Annotated in this window: 23 protein-coding genes; 18 read left to right on the top strand and 5 right to left on the bottom strand. The window is 72.5% G+C overall.

Annotated elements, in window-relative coordinates; translation table 11 throughout:
* Positions 1 to 21 precede the first annotated feature (21 nt).
* Positions 22 to 762, bottom strand: coding sequence for a hypothetical protein (locus DEI83_RS01685; protein WP_111080058.1), 741 nt, complete (start codon positions 760 to 762; stop codon positions 22 to 24).
* A 60-nt stretch (positions 763 to 822) separates the two neighbouring features.
* Here DEI83_RS01685 and DEI83_RS15675 point away from each other — a divergent pair, with 60 nt between their 5' ends.
* The 7 genes from DEI83_RS15675 to DEI83_RS01655 all read left to right on the top strand — a co-directional run bounded on the left by DEI83_RS15675 (position 823) and on the right by DEI83_RS01655 (position 8905).
* On the top strand, positions 823 to 1095 hold the full coding sequence (locus tag DEI83_RS15675) for a hypothetical protein (protein ID WP_146243206.1): 273 nt from the start codon (positions 823 to 825) through the stop codon (positions 1093 to 1095).
* Complete coding sequence (locus DEI83_RS01680; RefSeq protein ID WP_017887940.1) at positions 1092 to 1181, top strand: potassium-transporting ATPase subunit F; 90 nt, start codon at positions 1092 to 1094, stop codon at positions 1179 to 1181. The genes DEI83_RS15675 and DEI83_RS01680 overlap by 4 nt, the downstream gene beginning before the upstream one ends.
* Positions 1181 to 2863 (top strand): potassium-transporting ATPase subunit KdpA, encoded by a 1683-nt coding sequence (gene kdpA, locus DEI83_RS01675; RefSeq protein WP_111080057.1) that lies wholly within the window; start codon positions 1181 to 1183, stop codon positions 2861 to 2863. Before DEI83_RS01680 ends, kdpA begins: the two co-directional genes overlap by 1 nt.
* Positions 2860 to 5007 (top strand): potassium-transporting ATPase subunit KdpB, encoded by a 2148-nt coding sequence (kdpB, locus tag DEI83_RS01670; protein WP_111080056.1) that lies wholly within the window; start codon positions 2860 to 2862, stop codon positions 5005 to 5007. Before kdpA ends, kdpB begins: the two co-directional genes overlap by 4 nt.
* On the top strand, positions 5004 to 5606 hold the full coding sequence (gene kdpC / locus DEI83_RS01665) for a potassium-transporting ATPase subunit KdpC (protein ID WP_111080055.1): 603 nt from the start codon (positions 5004 to 5006) through the stop codon (positions 5604 to 5606). The genes kdpB and kdpC overlap by 4 nt, the downstream gene beginning before the upstream one ends.
* A gap of 123 nt (positions 5607 to 5729) precedes the next feature.
* The gene (locus DEI83_RS01660; protein WP_111080054.1) at positions 5730 to 8222 is read left to right on the top strand and encodes an ATP-binding protein; all 2493 of its coding nucleotides are present in this window, start codon (positions 5730 to 5732) and stop codon (positions 8220 to 8222) included.
* Positions 8219 to 8905 carry a response regulator gene (locus DEI83_RS01655; protein ID WP_111080053.1) on the top strand — a complete coding sequence of 229 codons (687 nt, stop codon included), beginning with the start codon at positions 8219 to 8221 and terminating at the stop codon, positions 8903 to 8905. The genes DEI83_RS01660 and DEI83_RS01655 overlap by 4 nt, the downstream gene beginning before the upstream one ends.
* Here the strand turns inward: DEI83_RS01655 and DEI83_RS01650 are convergent.
* The 3 genes from DEI83_RS01650 to DEI83_RS01640 all read right to left on the bottom strand — a co-directional run bounded on the left by DEI83_RS01650 (position 8881) and on the right by DEI83_RS01640 (position 10874).
* Positions 8881 to 9561, bottom strand: coding sequence for a nucleotidyl transferase AbiEii/AbiGii toxin family protein (locus tag DEI83_RS01650; RefSeq protein WP_181431024.1), 681 nt, complete (start codon positions 9559 to 9561; stop codon positions 8881 to 8883). The two genes, DEI83_RS01655 and DEI83_RS01650, sit on opposite strands and share 25 nt — an antisense overlap.
* Positions 9558 to 9869: a transcriptional regulator gene (locus tag DEI83_RS01645; protein ID WP_111080130.1), complete on the bottom strand. Its 312-nt coding sequence runs from the start codon at positions 9867 to 9869 to the stop codon at positions 9558 to 9560. Before DEI83_RS01645 ends, DEI83_RS01650 begins: the two co-directional genes overlap by 4 nt.
* 66 nt (positions 9870 to 9935) lie before the next feature.
* Complete coding sequence (locus DEI83_RS01640) at positions 9936 to 10874, bottom strand: LuxR C-terminal-related transcriptional regulator (RefSeq protein ID WP_258371007.1); 939 nt, start codon at positions 10872 to 10874, stop codon at positions 9936 to 9938.
* Positions 10875 to 10987: 113 nt separating this feature from the next.
* Between DEI83_RS01640 and hxlB the strand changes: the two genes are divergently transcribed.
* The 6 genes from hxlB (at position 10988) to DEI83_RS01610 (ending at position 15926) form a co-directional block, all read left to right on the top strand.
* Positions 10988 to 11560: a 6-phospho-3-hexuloisomerase gene (gene hxlB, locus DEI83_RS01635; protein WP_111080051.1), complete on the top strand. Its 573-nt coding sequence runs from the start codon at positions 10988 to 10990 to the stop codon at positions 11558 to 11560.
* A gap of 26 nt (positions 11561 to 11586) precedes the next feature.
* Complete coding sequence (hxlA, locus tag DEI83_RS01630; protein WP_111080050.1) at positions 11587 to 12216, top strand: 3-hexulose-6-phosphate synthase; 630 nt, start codon at positions 11587 to 11589, stop codon at positions 12214 to 12216.
* Positions 12217 to 12373: 157 nt separating this feature from the next.
* Positions 12374 to 13051, top strand: coding sequence for a response regulator transcription factor (locus DEI83_RS01625; protein ID WP_111080049.1), 678 nt, complete (start codon positions 12374 to 12376; stop codon positions 13049 to 13051).
* Positions 13044 to 14375: a HAMP domain-containing sensor histidine kinase gene (locus DEI83_RS01620; protein ID WP_258371006.1), complete on the top strand. Its 1332-nt coding sequence runs from the start codon at positions 13044 to 13046 to the stop codon at positions 14373 to 14375. Before DEI83_RS01625 ends, DEI83_RS01620 begins: the two co-directional genes overlap by 8 nt.
* An 88-nt stretch (positions 14376 to 14463) precedes the next feature.
* On the top strand, positions 14464 to 15105 hold the full coding sequence (locus DEI83_RS01615; RefSeq protein WP_111080048.1) for a PepSY domain-containing protein: 642 nt from the start codon (positions 14464 to 14466) through the stop codon (positions 15103 to 15105).
* Positions 15106 to 15164: 59 nt separating this feature from the next.
* Positions 15165 to 15926, top strand: coding sequence for an alpha/beta family hydrolase (locus DEI83_RS01610; protein ID WP_181431023.1), 762 nt, complete (start codon positions 15165 to 15167; stop codon positions 15924 to 15926).
* Positions 15927 to 16102: 176 nt separating this feature from the next.
* Here the strand turns inward: DEI83_RS01610 and DEI83_RS01605 are convergent, their stop codons facing one another.
* Positions 16103 to 17455: an APC family permease gene (locus tag DEI83_RS01605; RefSeq protein ID WP_111080126.1), complete on the bottom strand. Its 1353-nt coding sequence runs from the start codon at positions 17453 to 17455 to the stop codon at positions 16103 to 16105.
* Between the two features lie 169 nt (positions 17456 to 17624).
* On the opposite strand from DEI83_RS01605, the gene DEI83_RS01600 reads away from it, so the two are divergent.
* The 5 genes from DEI83_RS01600 (at position 17625) to DEI83_RS01580 (ending at position 23850) form a co-directional block, all read left to right on the top strand.
* Positions 17625 to 18431, top strand: coding sequence for an HAD family phosphatase (locus DEI83_RS01600; protein WP_111080047.1), 807 nt, complete (start codon positions 17625 to 17627; stop codon positions 18429 to 18431).
* A complete protein-coding gene (locus tag DEI83_RS01595; RefSeq protein ID WP_111080046.1) occupies positions 18428 to 20935 on the top strand; it encodes a glycoside hydrolase family 65 protein in 2508 nt (835 codons plus the stop codon). The genes DEI83_RS01600 and DEI83_RS01595 overlap by 4 nt, the downstream gene beginning before the upstream one ends.
* 150 nt (positions 20936 to 21085) lie before the next feature.
* On the top strand, positions 21086 to 21853 hold the full coding sequence (locus DEI83_RS01590; protein WP_111080045.1) for an SDR family NAD(P)-dependent oxidoreductase: 768 nt from the start codon (positions 21086 to 21088) through the stop codon (positions 21851 to 21853).
* Between the two features lie 63 nt (positions 21854 to 21916).
* The gene (locus DEI83_RS01585) at positions 21917 to 22552 is read left to right on the top strand and encodes a helix-turn-helix domain-containing protein (protein WP_181431022.1); all 636 of its coding nucleotides are present in this window, start codon (positions 21917 to 21919) and stop codon (positions 22550 to 22552) included.
* The gene (locus DEI83_RS01580; RefSeq protein WP_111080043.1) at positions 22537 to 23850 is read left to right on the top strand and encodes an MFS transporter; all 1314 of its coding nucleotides are present in this window, start codon (positions 22537 to 22539) and stop codon (positions 23848 to 23850) included. The genes DEI83_RS01585 and DEI83_RS01580 overlap by 16 nt, the downstream gene beginning before the upstream one ends.
* The last annotated feature ends 30 nt before the right edge of the window (positions 23851 to 23880 follow it).

Raw genomic sequence — 23880 nt, 5'->3', positions numbered from 1 at the left:
GCCCGTCAGGACTCCGGCGCGTCAGTACTCCGGGGCGTCCGGTCCCAGTGTCGGCCACGGCTCCGACGGTCCGCGCTGTGCCGGCCAGCCCTGGGCGGGAGCCCCCGGGGACGGGGCACCCGGTGCTGGCCACCCCTGCGCCGGAGCGCCCGCTGCGGGCCAGTTCGGTGCCGGGGTGCCCGCGCCCGCGTACGCGACCCATGCCCAGGGTGCGCGCTCGGCGAGCCAGGCCTCGAGGTCGGGGTAGCCGATCGCGATCGACACGGTGTCGAACAGCACGGTCCCCTTCGCGTCCCGCGCCTGGATCCCGCCGTACGGGCCGGTCCAGGGGCGGATCGACGCGATGGCGGTGTGGTGCACCTCGCGTTCCGCCCGGAAGCCCTTCCGGACGACCAGCCGGTCCGGCAGCGCATCGATCCGCGTCCGGGCCAGGGCCCCGGCGAGCAGGACGAACGCGACCCCGCCGAGCAGACCGACCCCGCCCGCGATGCCCATCGGCAGCGCGTCCGGGTCGTCGGTGGTCGAGGTCGCACCGAGCAGCAGCACGCCACCGAGGACGATGACCAGGATGCCGATGGTCCGCAGGATGACCCGCTGCCACCGTCTCGGCCGCACGGTGAACAGTGCGTCCGGGGCCGCGCCGGCGAGCACGCGCTGGTGCTTCCGCTTCCGGTCCCCCCTGCGGATGGCCGCCGTCACCACGCCCGGGATGACGGCGGCGGCGACGAAGGCGATCGTCACGGACAAGAACGTGGTCCCCATGGGGTCAGCGTACGGACCCGCAGGCTGCCCGTCCGGTCCGCATAACCGCCGTCCTCGCCGGTGGTCGAGCGGCTCCGCTCCGCGATCGACGAGTGGGCGTTAGGGCCGCGCACGTGTCGGTCACGGCACCGTCAGGGAACCGTTAGGACCGGCCGGGAAGCCCACCCGCGGATCCAGCATCGGTACCGCACCACGACCGGTGCGGTCCACGGCACCTGCCGCGGGCACCTCTACCTCCAGGAGTCCCACGTGTTCGACGTCTTCGTCGTCGCCGGTGTCCTCGCCGTGTTCGGCGTCGTGGCACTGATCGCCAAGGGGGTGGAGCGGCTGTGATCGGCATCACCATCGCCGCTGCCGTCCTCGGCATCGCCGCTGTCGTGTACCTCGTCTGGGCGCTCGTGCGCCCCGAGCGGTTCTGATGGGCGCCGCGCAGACCTGGGCCGGCATCGCCCAGGTCGCCCTCCTCGTGCTGCTCCTCGTCGTGGCGCACCGGCCGCTCGGCGACTGGATGGCGCGCGTCTTCACGAGCACCCGTCACGGCCGCGGCGAACGCCTGGTGTACCGGGTGATCGGCGTCGACCCGGACGCCGAACAGTCGTGGGCCGCGTACCTCCGCGGTGTGCTGCTGTTCAGCGTCGTCGGGCTCCTGCTCGTCTACCTGCTCCAGCGCATCCAGGTGGTGCTGCCGGGCGACCTCGGCCTGCCCGCCGTGGGCCCCTCGCTCGCGTTCAACACCGCGGCCTCGTTCGTGGCGAACACGAACTGGCAGTCGTACTCGCCCGAGGTCACCGTCGGGTACACCGTGCAGATGGCCGGCCTGGCGGTGCAGAACTTCCTGTCCGCCGCCGTCGGACTGTCCGTCGCCGTCGCCCTGGTCCGCGGGCTGGCCCGTCGGAAGTCGGGCACGCTCGGCAACGTCTGGGTCGACGTCGTGCGGGGCACCGGTCGGGTGCTCCTGCCGATGGCCTTCGTCTCCGCACTCGTGCTCGTCGCGGGCGGCGTCGTCCAGTCGTGGGGCGCCGGCACGGACGTCACGACGCTCACCGGTGGTACGCAGCACATCCCCGACGGGTTCGTCGCCTCGCAGGAGGCCATCAAGGAGCTCGGCACGAACGGCGGCGGGTACTTCAACGTCAACTCCGCGCACCCGTTCGAGAACCCGCAGGCGTGGACGAGCCTGTTCGAGGTCTTCCTCATGCTCGTCATCCCGTTCTCGCTGCCCCGCACCTTCGGCAGGATGGTCGGTGACACCCGCCAGGGCCTCGCGATCGTCTCCGTGATGAGCGGCATCTTCCTGGTGTCCCTGTCGGCGATGTCGATCGCCGAGCTCGCCGGTGGCGGTGCGGCCACACAGGCGGCCGGGGCGGCGATGGAGGGCAAGGAGGTCCGCTTCGGCGTCCTCGGCTCGACGCTCTTCGCCACGGCGACGACCTCGACGTCCACGGGCGCCGTGAACGCCATGCACGACAGCTTCACCCCGCTCGGCGGGATGATGGCGCTCGTCAACATGATGCTGGGCGAGGTCACCCCCGGCGGCGTCGGCTCCGGCCTGTACGGCATGCTCGTGCTCGCCGTGATCACGGTGTTCATCGGCGGCCTGCTCGTCGGTCGCACCCCGGAGTACCTCGGCAAGAAGATCCGCGCCAAGGAGATGACCTTCGCGGCGCTGTACATCCTCGTCACGCCGACGGTCGTGCTGCTCGGCACGGCGCTGTCCCTGGTGATCCCGGGCGTCCGGGAGCAGGTGCTCGGCACGAGCATCTACAACCCGGGCAACCACGGCCTGTCCGAACTGCTCTACGCGTTCACCAGCGCCGGCAACAACAACGGTTCGGCGTTCGGTGGCCTCACCGCGAACACGACGTGGATGAACTCCGCGCTCGGCGTCGCGATGCTGCTCGGCCGCTTCGTGCCGATGGTGTTCGTCCTGGCGCTCGCCGGGTCGCTCGCCGCGCAGGACAAGGTCCCGGCGACCGTGGGCACGCTGCCCACGCACCGGCCGCTGTTCGTCGCGCTCCTCGGTGGCGTCGCCGTCATCGTCACCGCACTCACGTACTTCCCGGTGCTCGCACTGGGGCCGCTCGCAGAAGGACTGTCATGAGCACCACGACCTCCGAACCGGAGGTGACCCCGGCCCCCCGGCCGGCCACCCGCTCGTCCGCATTCGGACCCCGCCAACTGGCGGCGGGCCTCCCGGGCGCGTTCCGCAAGCTGGACCCCCGGCTGATGTGGAAGAACCCGGTCATGTTCCTCGTCGAGGTGGGCGCCGCCCTGACGACGGTCACCGCCGTCGTCGAGCCGTTCAGCCAGACGGGAGGTGCGACCGACTCCGGCGCCCCCGTCCCGTCGTCGTTCACCATCGTCATCGCCGTCTGGCTGTGGCTGACCGTGCTGTTCGCCAACCTGGCGGAGTCGGTCGCCGAGGGCCGGGGCAAGGCCCAGGCCGACACCCTGCGGAAGACCCGGTCGACGACCAGCGCGCGCCGCGTCGTCGGGTACTCGTCCGCCGACCCGGCCGCGCTCTCGGCACCGACCGAGGACGTCGCGTCCGTCGACCTGGCGAAGGGCGACCTCGTCGTCGTGGTCGCCGGTGAGGTGATCCCGGGCGACGGTGACGTGGTCGACGGCATCGCCTCGGTCGACGAGTCGGCCGTCACGGGCGAGTCGGCCCCGGTGATCCGCGAGTCCGGCGGCGACCGCAGCGCCGTCACGGGCGGCACCCGCGTGCTGTCCGACCGGATCGTGGTGCGCATCACGTCGACCCCGGGTGAGACCTTCATCGACCGGATGATCCGGCTCGTGGAGGGCGCCGCCCGACAGAAGACGCCGAACGAGATCGCGCTGAACATCCTGCTCGCGTCACTGTCGATCGTCTTCGTGATCGTCTGCCTCACGCTGCAGCCCATCGCCGGGCTCGTCGGCTCGACGGTCAGCATCACGGTGCTCGTCGCGCTGCTCGTCTGCCTCATCCCGACCACCATCGGTGCGTTGCTGTCCGCGATCGGCATCGCCGGCATGGACCGGCTCGTGCAGCACAACGTCCTGGCGATGTCCGGCCGCGCGGTCGAGGCCGCCGGTGACATCACCACGCTGCTGCTCGACAAGACCGGCACGATCACGTACGGCAACCGTCGGGCCGCCCGGTTCGTGCCGGTACCGGGCGTGACCGAGGTCGACCTCACGGCCGCGGCCGCACTGTCCAGCGCTGCCGACGGCACGCCCGAGGGGCGCTCGATCGTCGACCTGGCGCTCGCCGCCGGAGCCGTGACGGGCCTCCCGGCCGGTGCGGTCGAGGTGCCGTTCACCGCACAGACCCGCATGTCGGGCGTCGACCTGCCGGACGGTACGGAGGTCCGCAAGGGTGCCGCCGCCGCGGTCATGGCCTGGGCGGGGACCACCGACCCCGGCATCGTCGCGGCGGTCGACGCGACCGTCGCGGAGGTGTCCGACCAGGGCGGGACGCCGCTCGTCGTCGCCCGGAAGGACCCGTCGGGGCAGGTCGCACTGCTCGGCGTCGTGCACCTCAAGGACGTCGTCAAGGACGGTCTCGCCGAGCGCTTCACCGAGCTCCGCAGCATGGGCATCCGCACCGTGATGATCACCGGGGACAACCCGCGCACCGCCAAGGCGATCGCGGCCGAGGCCGGCGTCGACGACTTCCTCGCCGAGGCCACCCCGGAGGACAAGCTCGCGCTCATCAAGCGGGAGCAGGAGGGCGGCAACCTCGTCGCGATGACCGGCGACGGCACGAACGACGCCCCCGCCCTGGCGCAGGCGGACGTCGGCGTCGCGATGAACACCGGGACGACCGCGGCGAAGGAGGCCGGCAACATGGTCGACCTCGACTCGGACCCGACGAAGCTCATCGACGTCGTCCGGATCGGCAAGCAGCTCCTCATCACCCGCGGCGCCCTGACCACGTTCTCGATCGCCAACGACATCGCGAAGTACTTCGCGATCATCCCGGCGATGTTCCAGGTGGCGTTCCCCGGCCTCGGCGTCCTCAACGTCATGGGGCTGCACAGTCCGGCGTCGGCGATCCTGTCGGCCATCGTGTTCAACGCGCTCGTCATCGTGGCGCTCATCCCGCTGTCGCTGCGTGGCGTCGGGTACCGCGCGGGCTCGGCGTCGTCGATCCTCGGCCGCAACCTGCTCGTCTACGGGCTCGGCGGCGTGGTCGTCCCCTTCATCGGCATCAAACTGATCGACCTCGTGGTCGGTCTCATCCCGGGGTTCTCGTCATGACTTCCACTCGCTCCTTCCTCCGTTCCGGTGGTGTGGCCGTGCGCCTCACCCTGCTGTCCACCGTCGTCCTCGGCGTCGCCTACCCGCTCGCGGTGTGGGGCGTCGGCCAGGCGGCCTTCTCGTCCCAGGCGAACGGGTCGATGATCACCGACTCGTCGGGGAAGACCGTCGGGTCCTCGCTCATCGGGCAGTCCTTCGCCGGCGAGGACGCGGACCGCTGGTTCCAGTCCCGCCCCTCCGCCGCCGGCGAGGACGGGTACGACGCCGGTGCGTCCACGGGGTCGAACCTCGGCCCGTCCAACCCCGACCTCACCAAGGCCGTCGAGGAACGTCGAGCCGCGATCGCGGCGGCCGACGGCGTGCCCGCTTCCGAGGTCCCGGCGGATGCGCTGACGGCCTCGGGCTCCGGCCTCGACCCGCACATCAGCCCGGCGTACGCGGAGCAGCAGGTGTCCCGCGTCGCCGCGGCACGGGGCCTGTCCGAGGTGGACGTCCGTGCGCTGGTGGCCGAGCACACCGACGGCCGCCAGCTCGGGTTCCTCGGCGACCCGGCGGTGAACGTGCTCGAGCTGAACCTGGCCCTGGCGGAACTCGGCTGACCACGGTGTGGACCGGACCCGCACGAACGAGACCCGCACGGGCCACGGGCAACCGCGGTCCGAGCTGGACGACGTCGTGCGGATCCGGTCCGCGCCGGGCCGCGAGCAGGAGAGGATGAGCACGTGAAGCGAGGCAAGCTGCGGGTGCTGCTCGGTGCAGCCCCGGGCGTCGGCAAGACCTACACGATGCTCGAAGAGGGGCGCCGGATGGCCGACCACGGTCGGGACGTGGTCGTCGCCGTCGTCGAGACCCATGGCCGCGCCGCCACCGCCGCCCTCGTCGACGGGCTCGAGGTGGTCCCGCGCCGCAGCGTCGAGCACCGCGGGGTCGCACTCGACGACATGGACCTCGACGCCGTCCTCGCCCGCCGCCCCGAGGTCGCCCTGGTCGACGAACTCGCCCACACCAACGCCCCCGGCAGCCCGCACGAGAAGCGCTGGCAGGACGTCGAGGCGCTGCGGGCCGCGGGCATCGACGTCATCTCGACCGTCAACGTGCAGCACATGCAGTCCCTCGGCGACGTCGTCCGCGAGATCACCGGGACCGTGCAGCGCGAGACCGTCCCCGACGCCGTGGTCCGCGCCGCCGACCAGATCGAGGTCGTCGACCTCTCCCCGCAGGCCCTGCGCGACCGGTTGTCCGACGGCCTCGTCTACCCGGCCGCCCGTGTCGACGCAGCCCTGTCGAACTACTTCCGTCTCGGCAACCTCACCGCCCTCCGCGAGATCGCCCTGCTCTGGCTCGCCGACGAGGTCGACGACGCCCTGAAGCGTTACCGAGCCGAACACGGCATCGCGAACCGGTGGGAGACCCGCGAACGCGTCCTCGTCGCCCTCACCGGGGGCCCAGAGGGCGAGACCCTGCTCCGCCGCGGTGCCCGCATCGCCGCCCGCTCCGCCGGTGGCGAGCTCGCCGCCGTGCACGTCACCACGAACGACGGCCTGCGCGAGCGGCACCCCGGTGCCCTCGGCACGCAGCGTGCCCTCCTCGAACAGCTCGGCGGGACCTACCACCAGGTGGTCGGCGACGACGTGCCGACGACGCTCGTCCGGTTCGCCCGCTCCGTCGACGCCACCCAGATCGTGATCGGCATCAGCCGTCGGAGCCGACTGGCCGCCGCGCTGACCGGCCCGGGCATCGGCAGCACGGTCATCCGCGAGTCCGGGGACATCGACGTCCACGTCGTCACGCACGAACGCGCCGGCGGCGGACTCGCCCTGCCGAAGCTCGGTGGCAGCCTGTCCCGCTCCCGGATCGTCGCCGCCTTCGTGCTGTCGCTCGTCGCCGGGCCGCTCCTGACCTGGGTCCTGTCCTTCGGGAACGACCCGGACTCCATCACCGTCGACGTCCTGGCGTACCAGCTGCTCGTCCTCGTCGTCGCCCTCGTCGGCGGCATGCTCCCCGCCGTGTTCGCCGCGGTGCTGTCCGGGCTGAGCCTCGACTTCTTCTTCGTGCAACCCCTGCACCAGGTCACCGTCCAGCAGCCGTGGCACCTCGTCGCCCTCGTCATGTACGTCGTCAGCGCGGTCCTCGTCAGCTTCGTCGTCGACCGGTCCGCCCGCCGCTCCCGCACCGCCCGTCGCGCGGCCGCCGAGTCGGGGCTGCTCGTCGGGATCGCCGGCAGCGTCCTCCGCGGTGACGACGCCCTCCAGGCCCTCGTCGAGCGCACCCGCGAGGCGTTCGGCTACGCGGGCGTCCGCGTCCGCCAGGGTGACGAGGTCCCGGCCACGTCGGGCGAGTTCGGCGACGCGCCGGACGCGGCCACGACCCTCCCGTCCGGCGCCGTCCTGGAGTTCGCCGGTGCGCCCGACGACCCGGCCCAGCGCCGGTTGCTGCGGGTCGTCGAGCAGCAGCTCGACGCGGCCCTCGAACACCGCGCGCTCACCCGCACCGCCGTCGACGCGGAACGCATCGCGGCCGTCGACCGGGTGCGCAGCGCCATCCTCGCGGCCGTCAGCCACGACGTCCGGCGACCGATCGCGGCCGCGTCGGCCGCCGTGCAGTCCCTCCGTGCGCGTGACGTGCGGCTGGGCGAAGCCGACCGGGAGGCCCTCCTCGCCACCGCCGACGAGAGCCTCCGGCAACTGGCGGTCCTGCTGGCCGACCTGCTCGACGTCAGTCGGGTGCAGGCCGGGGTGCTCGCCGCGTCGCCCGTGCCGACCTCGCTCGACACGGTCGTCGCCCCCGCGCTGGACGAGCTCGAACTCGGTCCGGAGGACGTCGACCTCGACCTGCCCGCCGAACTCCCGCCCGTCCTCGCCGACCCGGTGCTCCTGCAGCGCGTCGTCGTGAACCTGCTCGCGAACGCCGTCCGGTACTCACCCGACGGCCAGCGGGTCCGGATCGCGGCGAGCGCCTTCGCCGGCGGGGTCGAACTCCGCGTCGCCGACCGTGGTCCCGGCATCCCCGAGGACCGGCGCGAGGACGTGTTCCAGCCCTTCCAACGGCTCGGGGACACCGACAACGACAACGGGCTCGGCCTCGGCCTGGCACTCGCGCGGGGCTTCACGGAGGGCATGGGCGGCACGATCGAGGTCGACGACACCCCGGGTGGTGGTCTCACCGTCGTGGTGCGGCTGCCGATCGCGGGGCACCTGGGAGTGGTGGGCAGATGAAGGTCCTGATCGCGGACGACGACGTGCAGCTCGTGCGTGCGCTCGCCGTGACGCTGAACGCCCGCGGGTACGAGGTGGTCACCGCCCGGGACGGCCGGGCCGCCATCGACGCCGTCATCACCGAGCGGCCGGACATCGTCATGCTCGACCTCGGCATGCCCCGGCTCGACGGCATCGGGGTGCTCGAGGGCATCCGCGGCTGGTCACAGGTGCCGGTGCTCGTGCTGTCCGGGCGGACGGACTCCGGCGACAAGGTGGACGCCCTCGACGCCGGGGCCGACGACTACGTGACCAAGCCGTTCGAGATGGACGAGCTGCTCGCGCGGCTCCGGGCGCTCGGCCGACGCCGGGCACCCGTCGGCGGTGAGGCGGCTCCCACCATCCGGATCGGCGACCTCGTGGTGGACCTCGTCGCCAAGCAGGTCACCGCGCCCGACGGTCCCGCGATCCGCCTGACCCCGACCGAGTGGCGGTTGCTCGAGGTCCTCGTGACGAACCCGGACCGGCTGTTGACGCGCGAGATGCTCCTCACCGAGGTGTGGGGTCCGACGCACGGCAACGACTCGGGGTACCTGCGGTTGTACATGGCACAGTTGCGGCGGAAGCTCGAGCCGGAGCCGTCGCACCCGCGCTACCTCGTGACCGAGTCGGGCATGGGCTACCGGTTCGCGCCGGCGGGCTGACCGCCGGTCTCGTCCTCCAACTCGCCCGCCCAGGCGAGCGCGCGCTGGCGGAGGGCGGCGACCTCCGGCGGAGCGACGCCGTACTCGGCGAACCGGTCGTCCGCGACGCGGGTCACGAGGCGGAGTTGCTGTGCGAAGACGACTGGGTCGTACCCGTCGTCCCGCTCAGCGACGAGACGCAGGAGATCGGCGTCCGTCCACCTGCCGGAGGCCCGGATCGCGTCCACGTCGATAAAGTCGCGCACCTCGAGGCGGCCGTAGAGCGCGTCGAGCTTGGCTGCGACGGCGTCGTCCGCGGCCAGCACCGGTCCGATCGGGAGATCCGCCGGGGCCTGGCCGCGCCAGTCGTACCCGAAGTCCATCTCCATACGGTCACCCTGCGCGGACGTCACCAGGAGCTGCGCGAACAGCTCGTCGTGCCGTCGGATGTCGACCCGGTAGCCGTGTCCGGAGAGGACGCCGACCGCGTCCTCGACTGCGGTACGGAACAACTCGCGGTCGTACCGGTCGGTGAACAGGTCGATGTCACGGGTCGACCGGTCGACGAGGCCGTGTTCGCGGATCGCGCCAGAGCCGGCGAGCACGAAGCCCTGTCCGCCGACCGTCCTCAGGACGAGCGCGGTGACCTCTCGCTGCGCAGCGCGGAGGTCGGTCACGCCGTCAACTCCGGGAAATGCGCCTCCCACGCTGCGCGGACGCGATCGGGCAGCAGGAGATCCGGCCATGTCCGAACGAGCAGGTCCCGATCGAGCAGGGCCGCCTGAGTTCTGGTGTCACCCTCGCGGAGGACCGCTTGGTAGGCCTTGGCGACGTCCGAGGTTGATGCCAGGTCGACCAGCGGTTCCGGACCCCAGTAGACCTCCAGCGGGAGCACGAGCGGACCGGTTGCCGGGCCGTGGAGGTCCTCGAGGGAGGCGACGACGTCGACCGGCTTGACGTCCTGGAACAGCACACGCGGGTTCATCACACCTCCCTCGCTCCGATCGTGCCAGAGCCGTCGGCAGGACGCCACCGCCCGGGTGCTACCGCCTCAGCCGGCGTGCACGTGCGCCGCGAGCTCCGCCCGGGTCCGCGCCCCGAGCTTCCGGAGCAGGTTCGCCACGTGGTACTTCGCCGTGTTCACCGAGATGCCGAGGCCGTCCGCGATCTCGCGGTTGCCGACGCCCGTTGCGACGAGGCGCAGGACCTCGGCCTCGCGGGGCGTCAGGTCGGCCTCGTCCGGGCTCGACACCGATCCGGGGGCGGGGTCGAGCGGGATCGTGATGTCGAGCACGGACCCCCAGCCCGGCGTCGAGTCGACCTGCATCCGTCCGTCGAGGACCCCGACCCGCTCGGCGATCGGCCGCATGGCGTCGTCCTGCACGTCGTGCGTCCCGGCACCGTCGTCCCGTAACTGCATGAGCAGGTTGCGCCCATCGCAGTCCCACTGGATGCGGACCCGGCTCGCGCTGCCCTCGTCGACGAGGGTGAGCACCGCGTTCCGGACGATCGCCCGGGCGGCATGTGCGACGTCCCCGGGGAGTGCCCGTCCCGTCGCGGGCGGCTCGACGAACTGCACGTCGAGGTCACCGAACCGGACGAGGGGACGCAGGTCGGCGCGGAGGCGGGAGAACGCCCCCGTCACCGGCTCGAGCAGGACCTCCCGCTGTCGGTCGCTCGAGGTCCGGAGGTCGACGAGCGCCGCGGACGCGACCTCGACCGCCTCCGCCCGGGCTGCCGCATCGCCGACACGGGGGGAGCGCAGGACGGCGAGCACCGACTCGAGGGTGAGCGAGTGCCGGTCGGTCAGGTCCGCGACGACGCGCGCGTGCTCCGCGGCCTCAGCGCGGCTCGCGTGGCCGACGGTGCCACCGATGGGTGCAGGGAGCGCCGGACGGGAGGCCCGATCCGGCCTCGGGACGGGCGTCACCTGGTCGTCGAGGGCGGTACGCGCCTCCCGGCCGGTCTCCGGGTCCGTCTCGTCGTCCACCAGGCCGAACCTACCCGCCCTGCTCTGCACGGCGAGCCCGCCCACCCGATCGGACGGGACGCCCGCCGTGTCGGGTAGCGGCGCACTGCACCTGACAGGCGCAGGCTCGAGACATGTCCGAACAGACGCTCGCCAACTCGCTCGACCTCGTCAGCCACGAACTCGACGACCTCGTCGACGCGGTCGGGGAGAGCGATCCGGCTCCCGCTGCCCGGGCCCTCGACCTGCTCGATGGTGCCGAGCGCGTCTTCGTGCACGGCGCTGGCCGCTCCGGGCTCGCGCTGCGGATGACCGCGATGCGCCTCATGCACCTCGGGCTCGACGTCCACGTCGTCGGCGAGGTGACGACCCCCGCGATCGAGGCCGGCGACGTCCTGCTCACCGCGAGCGGGTCGGGCACCACCAGCGGCATCGTGCAGGCCGCGCGCACCGCGGTGGACGTCGGCGCGCAGGTCGTCGCCGTGTCGACCACGGCGTCGTCGCCGCTCGCCGAGCTGGCCGAGGTCACCCTCGTGCTGCCGGCCGCGACGAAGACCGACCGCTCCGGCACCGCCTCGGCGCAGTACGCGGGCAGCCTGTTCGAGCAGGGCGTCGTCCTGCTCGGCGACGCGCTGTTCCACGCGCTCTGGCAGCGCAGCGGACACTCCGCCGACGACCTCTGGCCGCGGCACGCCAACCTCGAATGACCCCCACGGAAGAAGGAAGCACCAGCATGCAGCTGCAGTTCGCCATCGACACCCTGTCCACCGAGACCGCGCTCGAGCTCGCCGCCCAGGCCGCCCCGCACGTCGACATCCTCGAGCTCGGCACCCCGCTCGTGAAGAGCGCCGGCGTCGCCGCGATCACCGCGATGAAGGAAGCACACCCGGACAAGATCGTGTTCGCCGACCTCAAGACGATGGACGCCGGTGAGCTCGAGGCCGACATGGCGTTCCAGGCCGGCGCCGACCTCGTCACCGTGCTCGGCGTCGCCGGGGACAGCACGATCGTCGGGGCCGTCGCCGCCGCGGAGAAGCACGGCAAGGGCATCGTCGTCGACCTGATCGGCGTCCCGGACAAGGCCGCCCGTGCCCGCGAGGTCACCGAGCTCGGCGTCGAGTTCGTCGAGGTGCACGCCGGCCTCGACGAGCAGGCCGAGGAGGGCTTCACGTTCGACACGCTCCTCGACGAGGGCAAGGCCTCGGGCGTGCCGTTCTCGATCGCCGGTGGCGTGAAGGCGTCCTCGGTCGCCTCGGTCAAGGCCGCGGGCGCCCGCGTCGCCGTCGCCGGCAGCGCGATCTACAGCGCCTCGGACGTCGGCGCTGCCGCCGCCGAGATCCGGGCGGCGATCGACGCCGCGTAGTCCTTCCGCAACACGCGACGTGGGCGGTTCCACGCAGCGGTACTCCGCTGCATGGAACCGCCCACGTTGCGTTCCGCGGGGGCTCGTCTCGGGTGGACGGGGGCGTTCCGCCGGCCGGCTTCAGCGCCGGTTCAGGCCGCGCCGCCATGCTCGGACGATGCGCGTGCTGGTGGTCGACGACGAGGTGCGGCTCGCCGACGGCATCCGCAAGGGCCTCCAGGCCGAGGGGTTCGCCGTCGACGTCGCCCACGACGGGGTCGACGGGCTCTGGTACGCCCGCGAAAACCCGTACGACGCCATCGTCCTCGACCTGATGATGCCGGGCATGAGCGGCTGGAAGGTCTGCGCGACCCTCCGCGCCGAGCAGGACTGGACCCCGGTGCTCATGCTCACCGCGAAGGACGGCGAGTGGGACCAGGTCGACTCCCTCGACGCCGGCGCTGACGACTACGTGACGAAGCCGTTCTCGTTCCCGGTGCTCGTCGCACGCCTCCGTGCGCTCGTCCGGCGCGGATCCCGGGAACGGCCCACGGTCCTCCAGGCCGGCGACCTGCGGCTCGACCCGGCGGAGCGTCGTGTCTGGCGCGGCGAGACGTTGCTCGACCTGACGAGCCGGGAGTTCACCGTCCTCGAGTACCTCATGCGCCACCCCGGGCAGGTGCTGTCGAAGCGGGACGTCATCGCGAACGTCTGGGACGACGACTTCACGGGGGACCCGAACATCGTCGAGGTCTACGTCGGGCACCTCCGCCGCAGCGTCGACCGCCCGTTCGGCCGGAACGCCATCGAGACCGTCCGCGGGGCCGGGTACCGCCTCGACGTCGACGGTGGCTGACCGGTCGCGTCCGTCCCGTCGCCCCCGTTCCATCCGGGCGCGTGCGACGGGAGGCGCGGCCCTCGTCGTCCTCGTCGCCCTCGTCATCGGGGCGGTCACGTTCGTCGCGGTCCTGCGGAGCTCCTTGTCCGACGGCGTCCGGTCGTCGGCCGAGCAGACGCTCGACGGCCTCGCCACCCGGGTTGAGGCGGACGGAGCCGGTGTGGTGGCGGCGGAGGACGACGACGTGCTCGCCCAACTGCAGGACGACGACGGCCAGGTGCTGGCCCGCGCCGACGACAGCCCCGGCCAGCCCCTCGACACCGCCGAGGGGTCGCGGTACCGGCACGACGGCGAGCGGTGGCTGCTCGTCGCCGACGACGTCGACCTGCCGGACGGCACCGGCGGCGTCCTCGTCGTCGGCGCCTCGCTCGAGGACGCCGACGTCGCCGTGCGGACCGTGACCGTGCTGCTGGTCGTCGCCGTCCCGGTCGTCGTGGCGCTCATGTCGCTCGTGACCTGGTCCGTCGTCGGTCGTGCGCTCCGTCCGGTCGACCGGATGCGCCGCGAGGTCGACGATGTCGAGGGCACGAACCTGCACGCCCGCGTCGACGAACCGGGCTCCGGGGACGAGGTCGACCGGCTCGCCGTGACCATGAACCGGATGCTCGGCCGACTCGAGGCGTCCCAGCAGGCGCAGCGGCGGTTCGTCTCGGACGCCTCCCACGAACTCCGCTCCCCGCTCGCGACGATCCGCCAGCACGCCGAGGTCGCACGGGCGCACCCCGACGTCACCGACACCGGGGACCTGGCCGACGTCGTGCTCGACGAGGGCGCCCGGCTGCAGGAGCTCGTCGGGTCGCTGCTCCTGCTCACCCGCCTGGACGAACGCGGACGCGACCGGGACCGTGCCGTCGACCTCGACGACCTCGTGTTCGCGGAGGCGTCGCGGCCGCGGGCGACCGTGCACGTCGACGTGTCCGGGGTCGCACCGGCCCGGGTCCGCGGCGACGAGCGGCTGCTCGGACGGGTCGTGCGGAACCTCGTGGACAACGCCGTCCGGCACGCGGACCTGGCCGTGACCGTCGCGCTCGGGAGCGTCGGTGGCGATGCGGTGCTCACCGTGGACGACGACGGGCGCGGGATCTCCGAGGGTGACCGGGTGCGCGTGTTCGAGCGCTTCGTGCGGCTCGACGAGGGCCGGGCGCGGGACGCCGGCGGCTCCGGGCTGGGCCTCGCGATCGTCGACGCCGTGGTCCGCGGGCACGGCGGGTCCGTCGCGGTGTCGGCCGCGCCCGGCGGGGGAGCGCGGTTCACCGTGCGGCTGCCACTCCTGCGGGACTGAGTCGCGGCCGGTCCCCGGTCGCCCGCCCTGCGGCGTCGCCCCAGGTCGCTTCAGGTCTGCTTCAGTGCCCGCTCGCCAGGCTGACGACATGCAGACCACGAAGAAGACCACCGCCCGCCGCATCGCCCTCGTCGCCGCCCTCCCGCTCGTCGGAGCGCTGGCGCTCGCCGGGTGCGCCACCGACGACGACGACGACCGCGACGACGTCGCGGCCCCGGCAGCCTCCGGTCCGTCCGTCTCCGCCACCGACGGCGCGACCACGGACGACGCCAGCGGGAGCGCCACCGTGCCGGGGGAGGACGCCCTCGTCGCCGCGGCGGCCACCGCGCGCAAGGCCGTCGGCTCCGGGACGGTGACCTCGGTCGAACAGGAGGCCGGCGGCACCTCGTGGGAGGTCCTCGTCGTCACCTCGGGCGGCGACGAGCAGGAGGTCCACGTCGACGCCGACGGCGAGCGCACCACCGCGGGCCCGACGAAGGAGACCGCGGACGCCGAGGACGTCGCGGAGAACGAGCGGTTCGTCGACGCCGCGGACCTGTCTGTCGCGCAGGCCGCGTCGACCCTGACGAAGACCGTCCGCGGCACGGTCACCGAGCTCGGTCTCGACGACCACGCGGGCACGGTCGTCTGGGAGGGTGACGTCCTCGACGGCTCCGGCACGACGCACAGCATCCGCATCGACGCCGGCAGCGGGAAGGTCGTCACGAACACGGTCGACACCGACGACTGACCTCCCGCCGGACCCTCCGGCTCGCCCGGCGCCCGGGCGGCGGCGGTACCGTCGGCGACGTGAGCACCGACGCGCGACCAGGCCCTGCCCGACGACACCGTGCGCTCCGGATCGGCGCGTGGGTCCTCGCGGCGCTCCTCGTCCTCGTCCTCGTGTTCCTCGTCTGGGCGCACATCGTCCTGCAGGGCACCCGGTCCGCAGCCCTGACCGTCTGGCGGGACGATCGGGTGTCCGTGCGGGACGCGGGCGATGCCGTCGTGATGACCCCGACCGGCACCGCGGACGGCGTCGGCATCGTGTTCGTGCCCGGTGCGAAGGTCGACCCGTACGCGTACATGGCGACCTTCCGGCAGGTGGTCGGTGACGGCACGACGGTCGTCATCACGAAGCCGACGCTCAACCTCGCGTTCTTCGACACCCGCCCGCTCTCGCGCTTCGCAGCGCATGCGCCGGACGTCCGGACGTGGGCGGTGGGCGGGCACTCCCTGGGCGGCGTGCGTGCGTGCCAGCTCGCGGAGGACCGGGACGTCGCCGGGGTGCTCCTCCTCGGCAGCTACTGCGCGGACGACCTCTCGGACAGCGACCTCGACGTGCTCAGCGTCTCCGGCTCCCGGGACGGCCTGTCGACACCCGAGAAGGTCGCGGCCGCGCGCGACGAACTCCCGGCCAGCGCGACGATGACCGAGGTCACCGGTGCGAACCACGCCGCCTTCGGGGCCTACGGCGCCCAGCCCGGGGACCTCCCCGCGACGGTCTCCCGCCGCGAGTCCGGCCGCGCGGTCACGGCCGCCGTCGAGAGCTGGGTCCGCGACCTCCGCTGACCGACAGGCGCGCGACGCCGGACCGACGACGCGCCCCGTCACGGACGTGGCGCCCCGCCGCGACGGGGAGCGGTGTCTGCAACGGGGCGCGACGTGGTCACGGGACGGACCGAGGGTGCACGGCGGACGCGCGGCGGGCCTCCAGGCCGTCAGCCGGGAGGCCCGCCCCGACCCGGTCAGCGGGCCTGCGTGTCCGAGGTGGTGCGCTCGCGGCCGCGCGTCGCACGGGCGATGAAGTACAGCACCACACCGACGGCCAGCAGGATCGCCGCGTACAGCCAGACCTGGCCGCTCTGCTGGGTGAGCAGCAGGATGCAGGACGCGACGCCGAGCACCGGGACGAAGGTCCACACCCGGAAGTGCTCGTGCTCCACCTTGTCCTTGCGGAGCACGAGGACCGCGACGTTCGTGCTGATGAAGACGAAGAGCAGCAGGAGCACGACGGTCTCGGCGAGCGTGCCGACGTCCCCGACCAGGGTGAGGAGCATCGCGACCACGGTGGTGGCGATGATCGCGGTCCACGGGGTCTTCCGCTTCGGGAGCACCTTGCCGAGCAGGCTGGGCAGCAGACGTTGTTCAGCCATGCCGTAGGTGACTCGGCTCGCCATGATCATGGTGAGCAGGGCGCCGTTCGCGACCGCGACCAGGGCGATGAGGCTGAACACCACGTCCGGGATGCCGACACCGGTCGCGGCGACGACCGCCAGGAGCGGGCCACTCGAGTCGGACAGCTCCGAGGCGGGCAACGCGATCGAGCTGGCGAGCGCGACGAGCACGTAGACGACGCCCGCGGTGGCGAGGGAGCCGAACAGTGCACGGGGGTAGACCTTGGCCGGTTCGCGGACCTCCTCGGCGACGTTGGCCGAGGTCTCGAAGCCGACGAACGAGTAGTAGGCGACGATCGCGGCGCTGAGGGTCGCGAGCGCCGGGTTCGCCTCCGCCGGGAAGGCCCCGACGCGGGAGACGTCCCCGCCCCCGCCGCCCATCATCAGGGCGACCGACACGATGACGATGACCAGACCGGACAGCTCGATGATCGTCATCACGACGTTGCTCCGCAGCGAGTCCGAGATCCCGCGGGCGTTCAGGCAGGCGACGAGCGCGAGGAAGACGATCGCGGCGGGCACGGGCGGGACGTCGATGAACGTGCCGAGGTAGTCCCCGGCGAACGCGAGGGAGAGGCCGGCCGCGCTCGTCACACCGGCGGCGAGCATCGAGAACCCGACCAGGAACGACACCAGCGGCACCTTGTAGGCACGCTCGGCGAACACCGCGGCGCCACCGGCCTTCGGGTACTTCGTGACGAGCTCGGCGTACGAGCCCGCGGTGAGCAGGGCCAGGAGCAGCGCGAGGACCAGCGGAGCCCAGAGCGCGCCGCCCACGTCCTTCGACAGGGTGCCCATGAGGGCGTAGATGCCCGCGCCGAGCACGTCGCCGAGGATGAAGAGGAACAGCAGCGGGCCGGTGATCGCCTGCTTCAGCTTCGATCCGGTCCCGTCCTGCGGCGGCGCGGTGGTTTCAGTGGTCATGAGCGCGAGCGTCTCCGCCCCCCGCTGGACGCGCACCCAGATCCGCGTTCACCGGACCGTCCGGGTACCCGTGGACCGTCTGCCGTCGCTGGAGGACAGCCCTGCGTGCCGGTCCTAGAGTGGGACGCGCTGCACTCGTGTTCGACACCGCTCCCTGGAAGGTCTGCCCATGACGTCGTCGGATCGGCGAACCCCTGCACGCCTCGCGGACCAGCGGGCGCTCCTCTTCGACCTGGACGGTGTGCTCACGCCGACGGCCGAGGTGCACATGCGCGCCTGGAGCCGCCTCTTCACGCCGTACCTCGCCGCACACGGGGTCGCGCCGTACACGGAGCAGGACTACTTCGCCTTCATCGACGGCAAGCCGCGGTACGACGGGGTCCGCTCGCTCCTGCACGACCGCGGGATCGACCTGCCCGAGGGCACCCCGGCGGACGACCCCACCCTGGACACCGTCTGCGGGCTCGGCAACCGGAAGAACGCCGAGTTCACCGCGGAGCTCGAGGAGCACGGCGTGGCCGCGTACCCGGGGTCGGTGCGCTTCCTCACCGCAGCGATCGCCGCCGGCTACGAGGTCGCCGTGGTGTCGAGTTCCGCGAACGCGAAGCACGTGCTCCGCACCGCGGGCATCATCGACCGCTTCGACGTGATCGTCGACGGCGCCGTCGCGCGCGCGGACGGGCTCGCCGGCAAGCCCGCCCCCGACACGTACCTCGACGCGGCGACCCGCTTCAGACTCACCGCGGCGGAGTGCGTCGTGGTCGAGGACGCGACGAGCGGCGTCGAAGCCGGCCGGAACGGTGCCTTCGGCCTGGTGGTCGGGGTGGACCGCGGTGCCGGGGTCGACGCCCTCCGCGAGCACGGCGCCGACGTCGTCGTGTCCGACCTCGCCGACCTGCTGCCCGACCTGCGCGGGGCGGGCACCGACGCGCCCGCTGCCGACCTGCCTCCCGTCGACCCCCGGAAGACCGCATGAACCCCATCACCGAAGACCCCCTCGACCGCGTCCGGTACCCGGTCGACGAGTGGGCCCTGATCGAGACCGAGTACGCCGACGAGCAGGGCGTCGACGAGACGAACTTCGCGGTCGGCAACGGGTACCTCGGCCTCCGCGGCAACTTCGACGAGGGCCGCGGCGGCGTCCAGTACGGCACGTACATCAACGGGTTCCACGAGACGTGGCCGATCCGGCACGCGGAGACCGCCTTCGGGTTCGCGAAGACCGGGCAGACGATCATCAACGTCCCCGACGCCAAGGTCATCCGCCTGTACGTCGACGACGAGCCACTCGTTCTGTCCGAGGCGGACATCCTCCGCCACAGCCGCCGGCTCGACTTCCGCGGCGGCTACCTGCTGCGCGAGACCGAGTGGTCGACGCCGTCCGGCAAGCGGGTCCTCATCCGCTCCCGGCGCCTCGTGTCCTTCGTCGAGCGGCACCTCGCCGTCATCGACTACGAGGTCACGATGCTCGACCACGACGCGTCGGTGCTGCTGTCGAGCCAGGTGCTCAACCGTCAGGACGTCGCCGACGAGTACCACGCCGGCATGAAGGCCGCGGCCGCCGCGTTCGACCCGCGCAAGGCCGAGTCGTTCACGGACCGGGTCCTCCAGCCGCGGCTGAAGCGGAACGCGGGCTCGCGGTCCCTGCTCGGCTACCAGGCGTCGAGCTCCGGCATGACGATCTGCGTCGGCGTCGAGCACCGGCTGGAGACCGAGAACGCCTGGGACGAGACCTCGAGCATCGAGGACGACCTGGCCAAGCACGTGTACCGGGTGCAGGCGAAGGCCGGGCAGCCGATCCGCCTGGTGAAGAGCATCGTCTACCACACGTCCCGCGGCGTCCCGGCGCGCGAACTCGCCGACCGGTGCGACCGCACGCTCGACCGTGCGAAGTACGAGTCCGTCGAGCAGGTCTTCGGCGACCAGCGGAAGTGGCTCGACGACTACTGGGCCCGCAGCGACGTCGAGGTCGCCGGTCAGCCGGAGATCCAGCAGGCCGTGCGGTGGAACCTGTTCCAGCTCGCACAGGCCACCGCCCGCACCGACGGGCACGGCATCGCGGCGAAGGGCGTGACCGGCTCCGGCTACGGCGGCCACTACTTCTGGGACATGGAGATCTACGTCCTGCCGTTCCTGTCGTACACGGCGCCGATCGTCGCCCGGAACGCGCTCCGGTTCCGCTACAACATGCTCGACGCCGCACGTTCCCGGGCGCGCGAGCTGAACCAGCGCGGCGCCCTGTTCCCGTGGCGGACGATCAACGGCGAGGAGTCCAGCGCCTACTACGCCGCCGGCACCGCGCAGTACCACATCGACGCCGACATCGCGCATGCCCTCATGCAGTACGTGCGGGCCTCCGGCGACACCGACTTCCTCAAGCGCGGCGCGATCGACATCCTCGTCGAGACGGCCCGACTGTGGGAGGACCTCGGGTTCTGGCGCTCGAACGGCGACCAGAAGTTCCACATCGACGGCGTCACCGGCCCGGACGAGTACACGACCGTCGTCGACGACAACATGTACACGAACGTCATGGCGCGCGCGAACCTGTGGTTCGCCGTGAACGCCTGCCGGCAGCTCGCGGTCGACGACCCGGACGAGTACGCCCGGATGGTCCGACGCACCGGGCTCGACCCCGAGGAGATCGAGAACTGGGAGCGCGCGGCCGAGTCGATGGAGATCCCCTTCGACCCGCACCGCGGCATCCACCCGCAGGACGCCCAGTTCCTCGACAAGGAGCTGTGGGACCTCGAGCGCACGCCCGAGTCGAAGCGCCCGTTGCTCCTGCACTACCACCCGCTGGTGATCTACCGGTTCCAGGTGCTCAAGCAGGCCGACGTCGTGCTCGCCCTGTTCCTGCAGGGCCACGAGTTCACCCCCGCCGAGAAGCGTCGTGACTTCGACTACTACGACGCCCTCACGACGGGGGACTCGACCCTGTCGGCGGTCGTGCAGTCGATCATGGCGGCCGAGGTCGGCTACCACGAGCTCGCCGACCAGTACTTCCAGACCGCGCTCTACGTCGACCTCGCCGACCTGCACGGCAACACCACCGACGGTGTGCACATCGCGTCGACCGGTGGCATCTGGGGTGCTCTCGTCAACGGCTTCGGCGGGATGCGCGACCACGGCGGTCGGTTGACGTTCAACCCGCGCCTGCCGGTGGACTGGGATCGTTTGACGTTCCGGATCACGGTGCACGGCTCGCGGGTCCGCGTCGACCTCGAGCAGGACGCGCTCACGTTCACCGTCGAGACCGGTAGCGGGCTCGACGCGTGGGTGCACAACGCCCCGGTCGAGGTCCGTCCCGGCGAGCCGACGGTCGTGCCGCTGCCGCACCAGGGGCCCCGGATGACCGGACACGCGCCGACGACGAGCGACATCCAGGGCACGCTCCGCGCCGACGGGTCGGTGATCACCGCCTCCATCCCGACGATCTCGCTGGAACGCGACATGGAGACCGAGGACACCACCGCGTAGGACCGTCCTGGAGGCGGCGTCCTCCGTCCGCCTCGCTGCCCGCCCCGCCCTGGGCCACCGTCCAGGGCGGGACGGGCACCGTGGTCTCCCGTGCCGCTCCGGGCCGACGGCGTCCCGCCCCGGGCACGACCGACGCGAGAGGAGCACATCATGGGCAAGCGGTTCGAGGGCAAGGTCGCGATCGTCACCGGCGCGGGGTCCGGCATCGGTGAGGCCACCGCGCGGGCGTTCGTCGCCGAGGGCGCCGGCGTCGTCCTGGTCGACAGCGTCGAGGAGAAGGTCCGCGACGTCGCCGACTCGCTGCCTACCCAGCAGGCGCTGTGGTTGCAGGCGGACGTCGCCGACCCGGACGCGTGGCAGACGGTCGTCGACGCGGCGATCGACCGCTGGGACCGGCTCGACGTGCTCGTCAACAACGCCGGTACCTTCACCTCCGGCGACATCACCGACATCTCGCCCGACGAGTGGCGCCGTGTCGTCGAGACGGACCTGTCGAGCGTGTTCTACGGCACCCGGGCCGCACTGCCGTTCCTGCGCGAGACGAATGGGTCGATCGTGAACACCTCGTCCGTGTCCGGCGAGGCCGCTGACTGGCGGATGAGCCCGTACAACGCGGCGAAGGGCGGCGTTTCGAACTTCACGAAGGCGGCGGCGCTCGACAACGGCGGGTTCGGCGTCCGGGTGAACGCGGTCGCCCCCGGTCTGATCTGGACCGACCTGACGCAGTCGCAGGCCGAGGACGAGGAGCTCAAGCGGGAGTTCTCCGAGCGCATCGCCCTCGGTCGTGGTGGACGGTCCGAGGAGGTCGCCGCAGCCGTGCTGTTCCTGGCGAGCGACGAGGCGTCGTTCATCACCGGCGCGGTCCTGCCGGTCGACGGCGGCACCATGGCGAGCAACGGGCAGCCCGCCCAGGCCTGATCCCGTCGACGGGTATGCACAAGAACCGTTGCGCAAGGGCCCTTGTGCATGTACCGTCGGCGCATGACGCCGACGCCCTCCGCGGGACCCGACGCCGCCGATGGCGGACCTGACCCGAGCCGACCGCGCGGTGCCGGCCGCCTCGACGACCCCGCGCACATGCGTGCGCTCGCCCACCCGACGCGCCTGCGGATCCTCGGCCTGCTCCGCACCGGCGGGCCGCACACCGCGGCCATGCTCGGCGACCAGGTCGACGAGGCGCCGGGCACCATCAGCTACCACTGCACGCGGCTGGCCGCCGTCGGGCTCATCGAACCCGCACCGGGGGTCGGTACCGACCGCCGGGAGCGCTGGTGGCGGGCCGTACACGAGTCGTCGTCGTGGGACCTCGCGGCAGCGCTCGACGACCCCGAACGGGTCCTCGCCGCCACCGCCCTCAACCACGTCATCGCCGGGGTCTACGCCGCCCGGTGGGAGGCGTTCGTCGAGCGGGCCGCGTCCTTCGGTCCCGCCTGGGCCGCGGCCTCGGCGAGCACCGACACCGTGCTGCGGCTCACGGCGGACGAACTGGTGTCCCTCGGCGCCGAGGTGCAGGCGGTCGTCGAGCGGTGGCGGCCGACGAGCGACGCACACGAAGCTGGTGACGGCTCCGAGCAGGTGTTCGTCCTGAACCAGGCGTACCGGTGGCCGGGCGCCTGAGCGCGGCCGCCCGACTCCGGGCGCTCCTGCTCGTCCAGGTCGTCTCCCGGATCGGGAACGTCGTGACGACGGTCGCCGTGCCGTTCCTGGTCCTCGCCCGTGGTGGGTCGGCGACCGACGTCGGCATCGCCGCGTTCGTCGCCACCGTGCCGATCGTGCTCGGCGGACCGTTCGGCGGTGCCCTCGTCGAACGCGTGGGGTTCGTCCGCTCGAGCGTGGCGTCGGACATCGTGAGCGGGGTGACGCTCCTGGCGATCCCGGTGCTCGCGTGGACCGCCGGGTTGCCGACGTGGGCGCTGCTCGCGCTCGTGTTCGCCGGCGGTCTGTTCGACGCGCCGGGGGAGTCCGCGCGACGGGTGCTGCTGCCGGGACTGGCGACCGCCGCGGGCATCCCGCTCGAACGCGCCGTCGGGCACTTCGAGGCCTCCGCCCGGCTCTCGGTGCTCCTCGGTGCTCCGCTCGGCGGGCTGCTCGTCGCCGTCGCCGGGCCGCTGCCGGCGCTCGCGTGCACCGCTGCTGCGTTCGGGCTCGCCGCGCTGGTCGCCGCGGTCACCCTCCGCGGACTCGATGCTCCGGATGCGATCGTCTCGGGGGCCGACGGTGGTGCGGCGGGCACGGTGGACGTGGGCACGAGCGGCGGCTACCGGCGCGACATCGTCGAGGGCTTCCGCTTCTGCGTCCACGACCCCCTGTTCCGGCTCGTCGTGGCGCTCGTGCTCGTGACGAACCTGCTCGACGCCGGCCGCTCGACCCTCATGCCGCTGTACGCCGCAGAACGCCTCGGCGGCGCGCAGGCCCTCGGCTTCGTCACGGGCACGTTCGGTGGCGCGGCCTTCCTCGGTTCGGTCGTGTTCGGGTACGTGGCGCACCGCCTGCCGCGTCGGATCCCCTTCGTCATCTGCTTCGTGGTCGCCGGCGGGCCGTCGCTCGTCGTGCCGGCGCTCGGCCTCGGACTGCCGTGGGTGCTCGCGGCGTCCGCGGTGTCCGGGCTCGCCGCGGGGGCGCTCAACCCGATCCTCGGTGCGGTGGAGCTCGAGCGGATCCCGGAGCACATGCGCGCTCGGGTCTTCGGGCTCCTCGGCGCGGGAGCGTGGGCGGGCATCCCGATCGGCGGTCTGCTCGCCGGCGTCGCCGCGGACGGCGTCGGCGTCATGGTCACCTTCGCCGTGGTCGCCTCCTGCTACACGGTGGTCACGCTCGCGCCGCTGACCGGAGGGTCGTGGCGGCTCATGGAGCGTCGGCCCGGAGGCGCGTCCCGGTCCGCCGCCACGCCCCCCGCTCCGGACGCACCGCGCTGACCTGGTCGGTTCCGGGCGGGCAGTCGGTGG

Origin of the sequence: Curtobacterium sp. MCBD17_021 (assembly GCF_003234525.1) — a bacterium.
GTDB lineage: Bacteria > Actinomycetota > Actinomycetes > Actinomycetales > Microbacteriaceae > Curtobacterium.
This window is presented reverse-complemented; position numbering and strand designations above follow the sequence as displayed.

Excerpts from the sequence above, each read along its gene's own strand:
- kdpC (WP_111080055.1), top strand. The coding sequence starts at position 5,004 with ATGACTTCCACTCGCTCCTTCCTCCGTTCCGGTGGTGTGGCCGTGCGC.
- DEI83_RS01590 (WP_111080045.1), top strand. The coding sequence starts at position 21,086 with ATGGGCAAGCGGTTCGAGGGCAAGGTCGCGATCGTCACCGGCGCGGGG.
- DEI83_RS01685 (WP_111080058.1), bottom strand. The coding sequence starts at position 762 with ATGGGGACCACGTTCTTGTCCGTGACGATCGCCTTCGTCGCCGCCGCC.
- kdpA (WP_111080057.1), top strand. The coding sequence starts at position 1,181 with ATGGGCGCCGCGCAGACCTGGGCCGGCATCGCCCAGGTCGCCCTCCTC.
- DEI83_RS01600 (WP_111080047.1), top strand. The coding sequence starts at position 17,625 with ATGACGTCGTCGGATCGGCGAACCCCTGCACGCCTCGCGGACCAGCGG.
- DEI83_RS01615 (WP_111080048.1), top strand. The coding sequence starts at position 14,464 with ATGCAGACCACGAAGAAGACCACCGCCCGCCGCATCGCCCTCGTCGCC.
- DEI83_RS01585 (WP_181431022.1), top strand. The coding sequence starts at position 21,917 with ATGACGCCGACGCCCTCCGCGGGACCCGACGCCGCCGATGGCGGACCT.
- DEI83_RS01625 (WP_111080049.1), top strand. The coding sequence starts at position 12,374 with ATGCGCGTGCTGGTGGTCGACGACGAGGTGCGGCTCGCCGACGGCATC.
- DEI83_RS01655 (WP_111080053.1), top strand. The coding sequence starts at position 8,219 with ATGAAGGTCCTGATCGCGGACGACGACGTGCAGCTCGTGCGTGCGCTC.
- kdpB (WP_111080056.1), top strand. The coding sequence starts at position 2,860 with ATGAGCACCACGACCTCCGAACCGGAGGTGACCCCGGCCCCCCGGCCG.
- hxlB (WP_111080051.1), top strand. The coding sequence starts at position 10,988 with ATGTCCGAACAGACGCTCGCCAACTCGCTCGACCTCGTCAGCCACGAA.
- DEI83_RS01595 (WP_111080046.1), top strand. The coding sequence starts at position 18,428 with ATGAACCCCATCACCGAAGACCCCCTCGACCGCGTCCGGTACCCGGTC.
- hxlA (WP_111080050.1), top strand. The coding sequence starts at position 11,587 with ATGCAGCTGCAGTTCGCCATCGACACCCTGTCCACCGAGACCGCGCTC.
- DEI83_RS01605 (WP_111080126.1), bottom strand. The coding sequence starts at position 17,455 with ATGACCACTGAAACCACCGCGCCGCCGCAGGACGGGACCGGATCGAAG.
- DEI83_RS01645 (WP_111080130.1), bottom strand. The coding sequence starts at position 9,869 with ATGAACCCGCGTGTGCTGTTCCAGGACGTCAAGCCGGTCGACGTCGTC.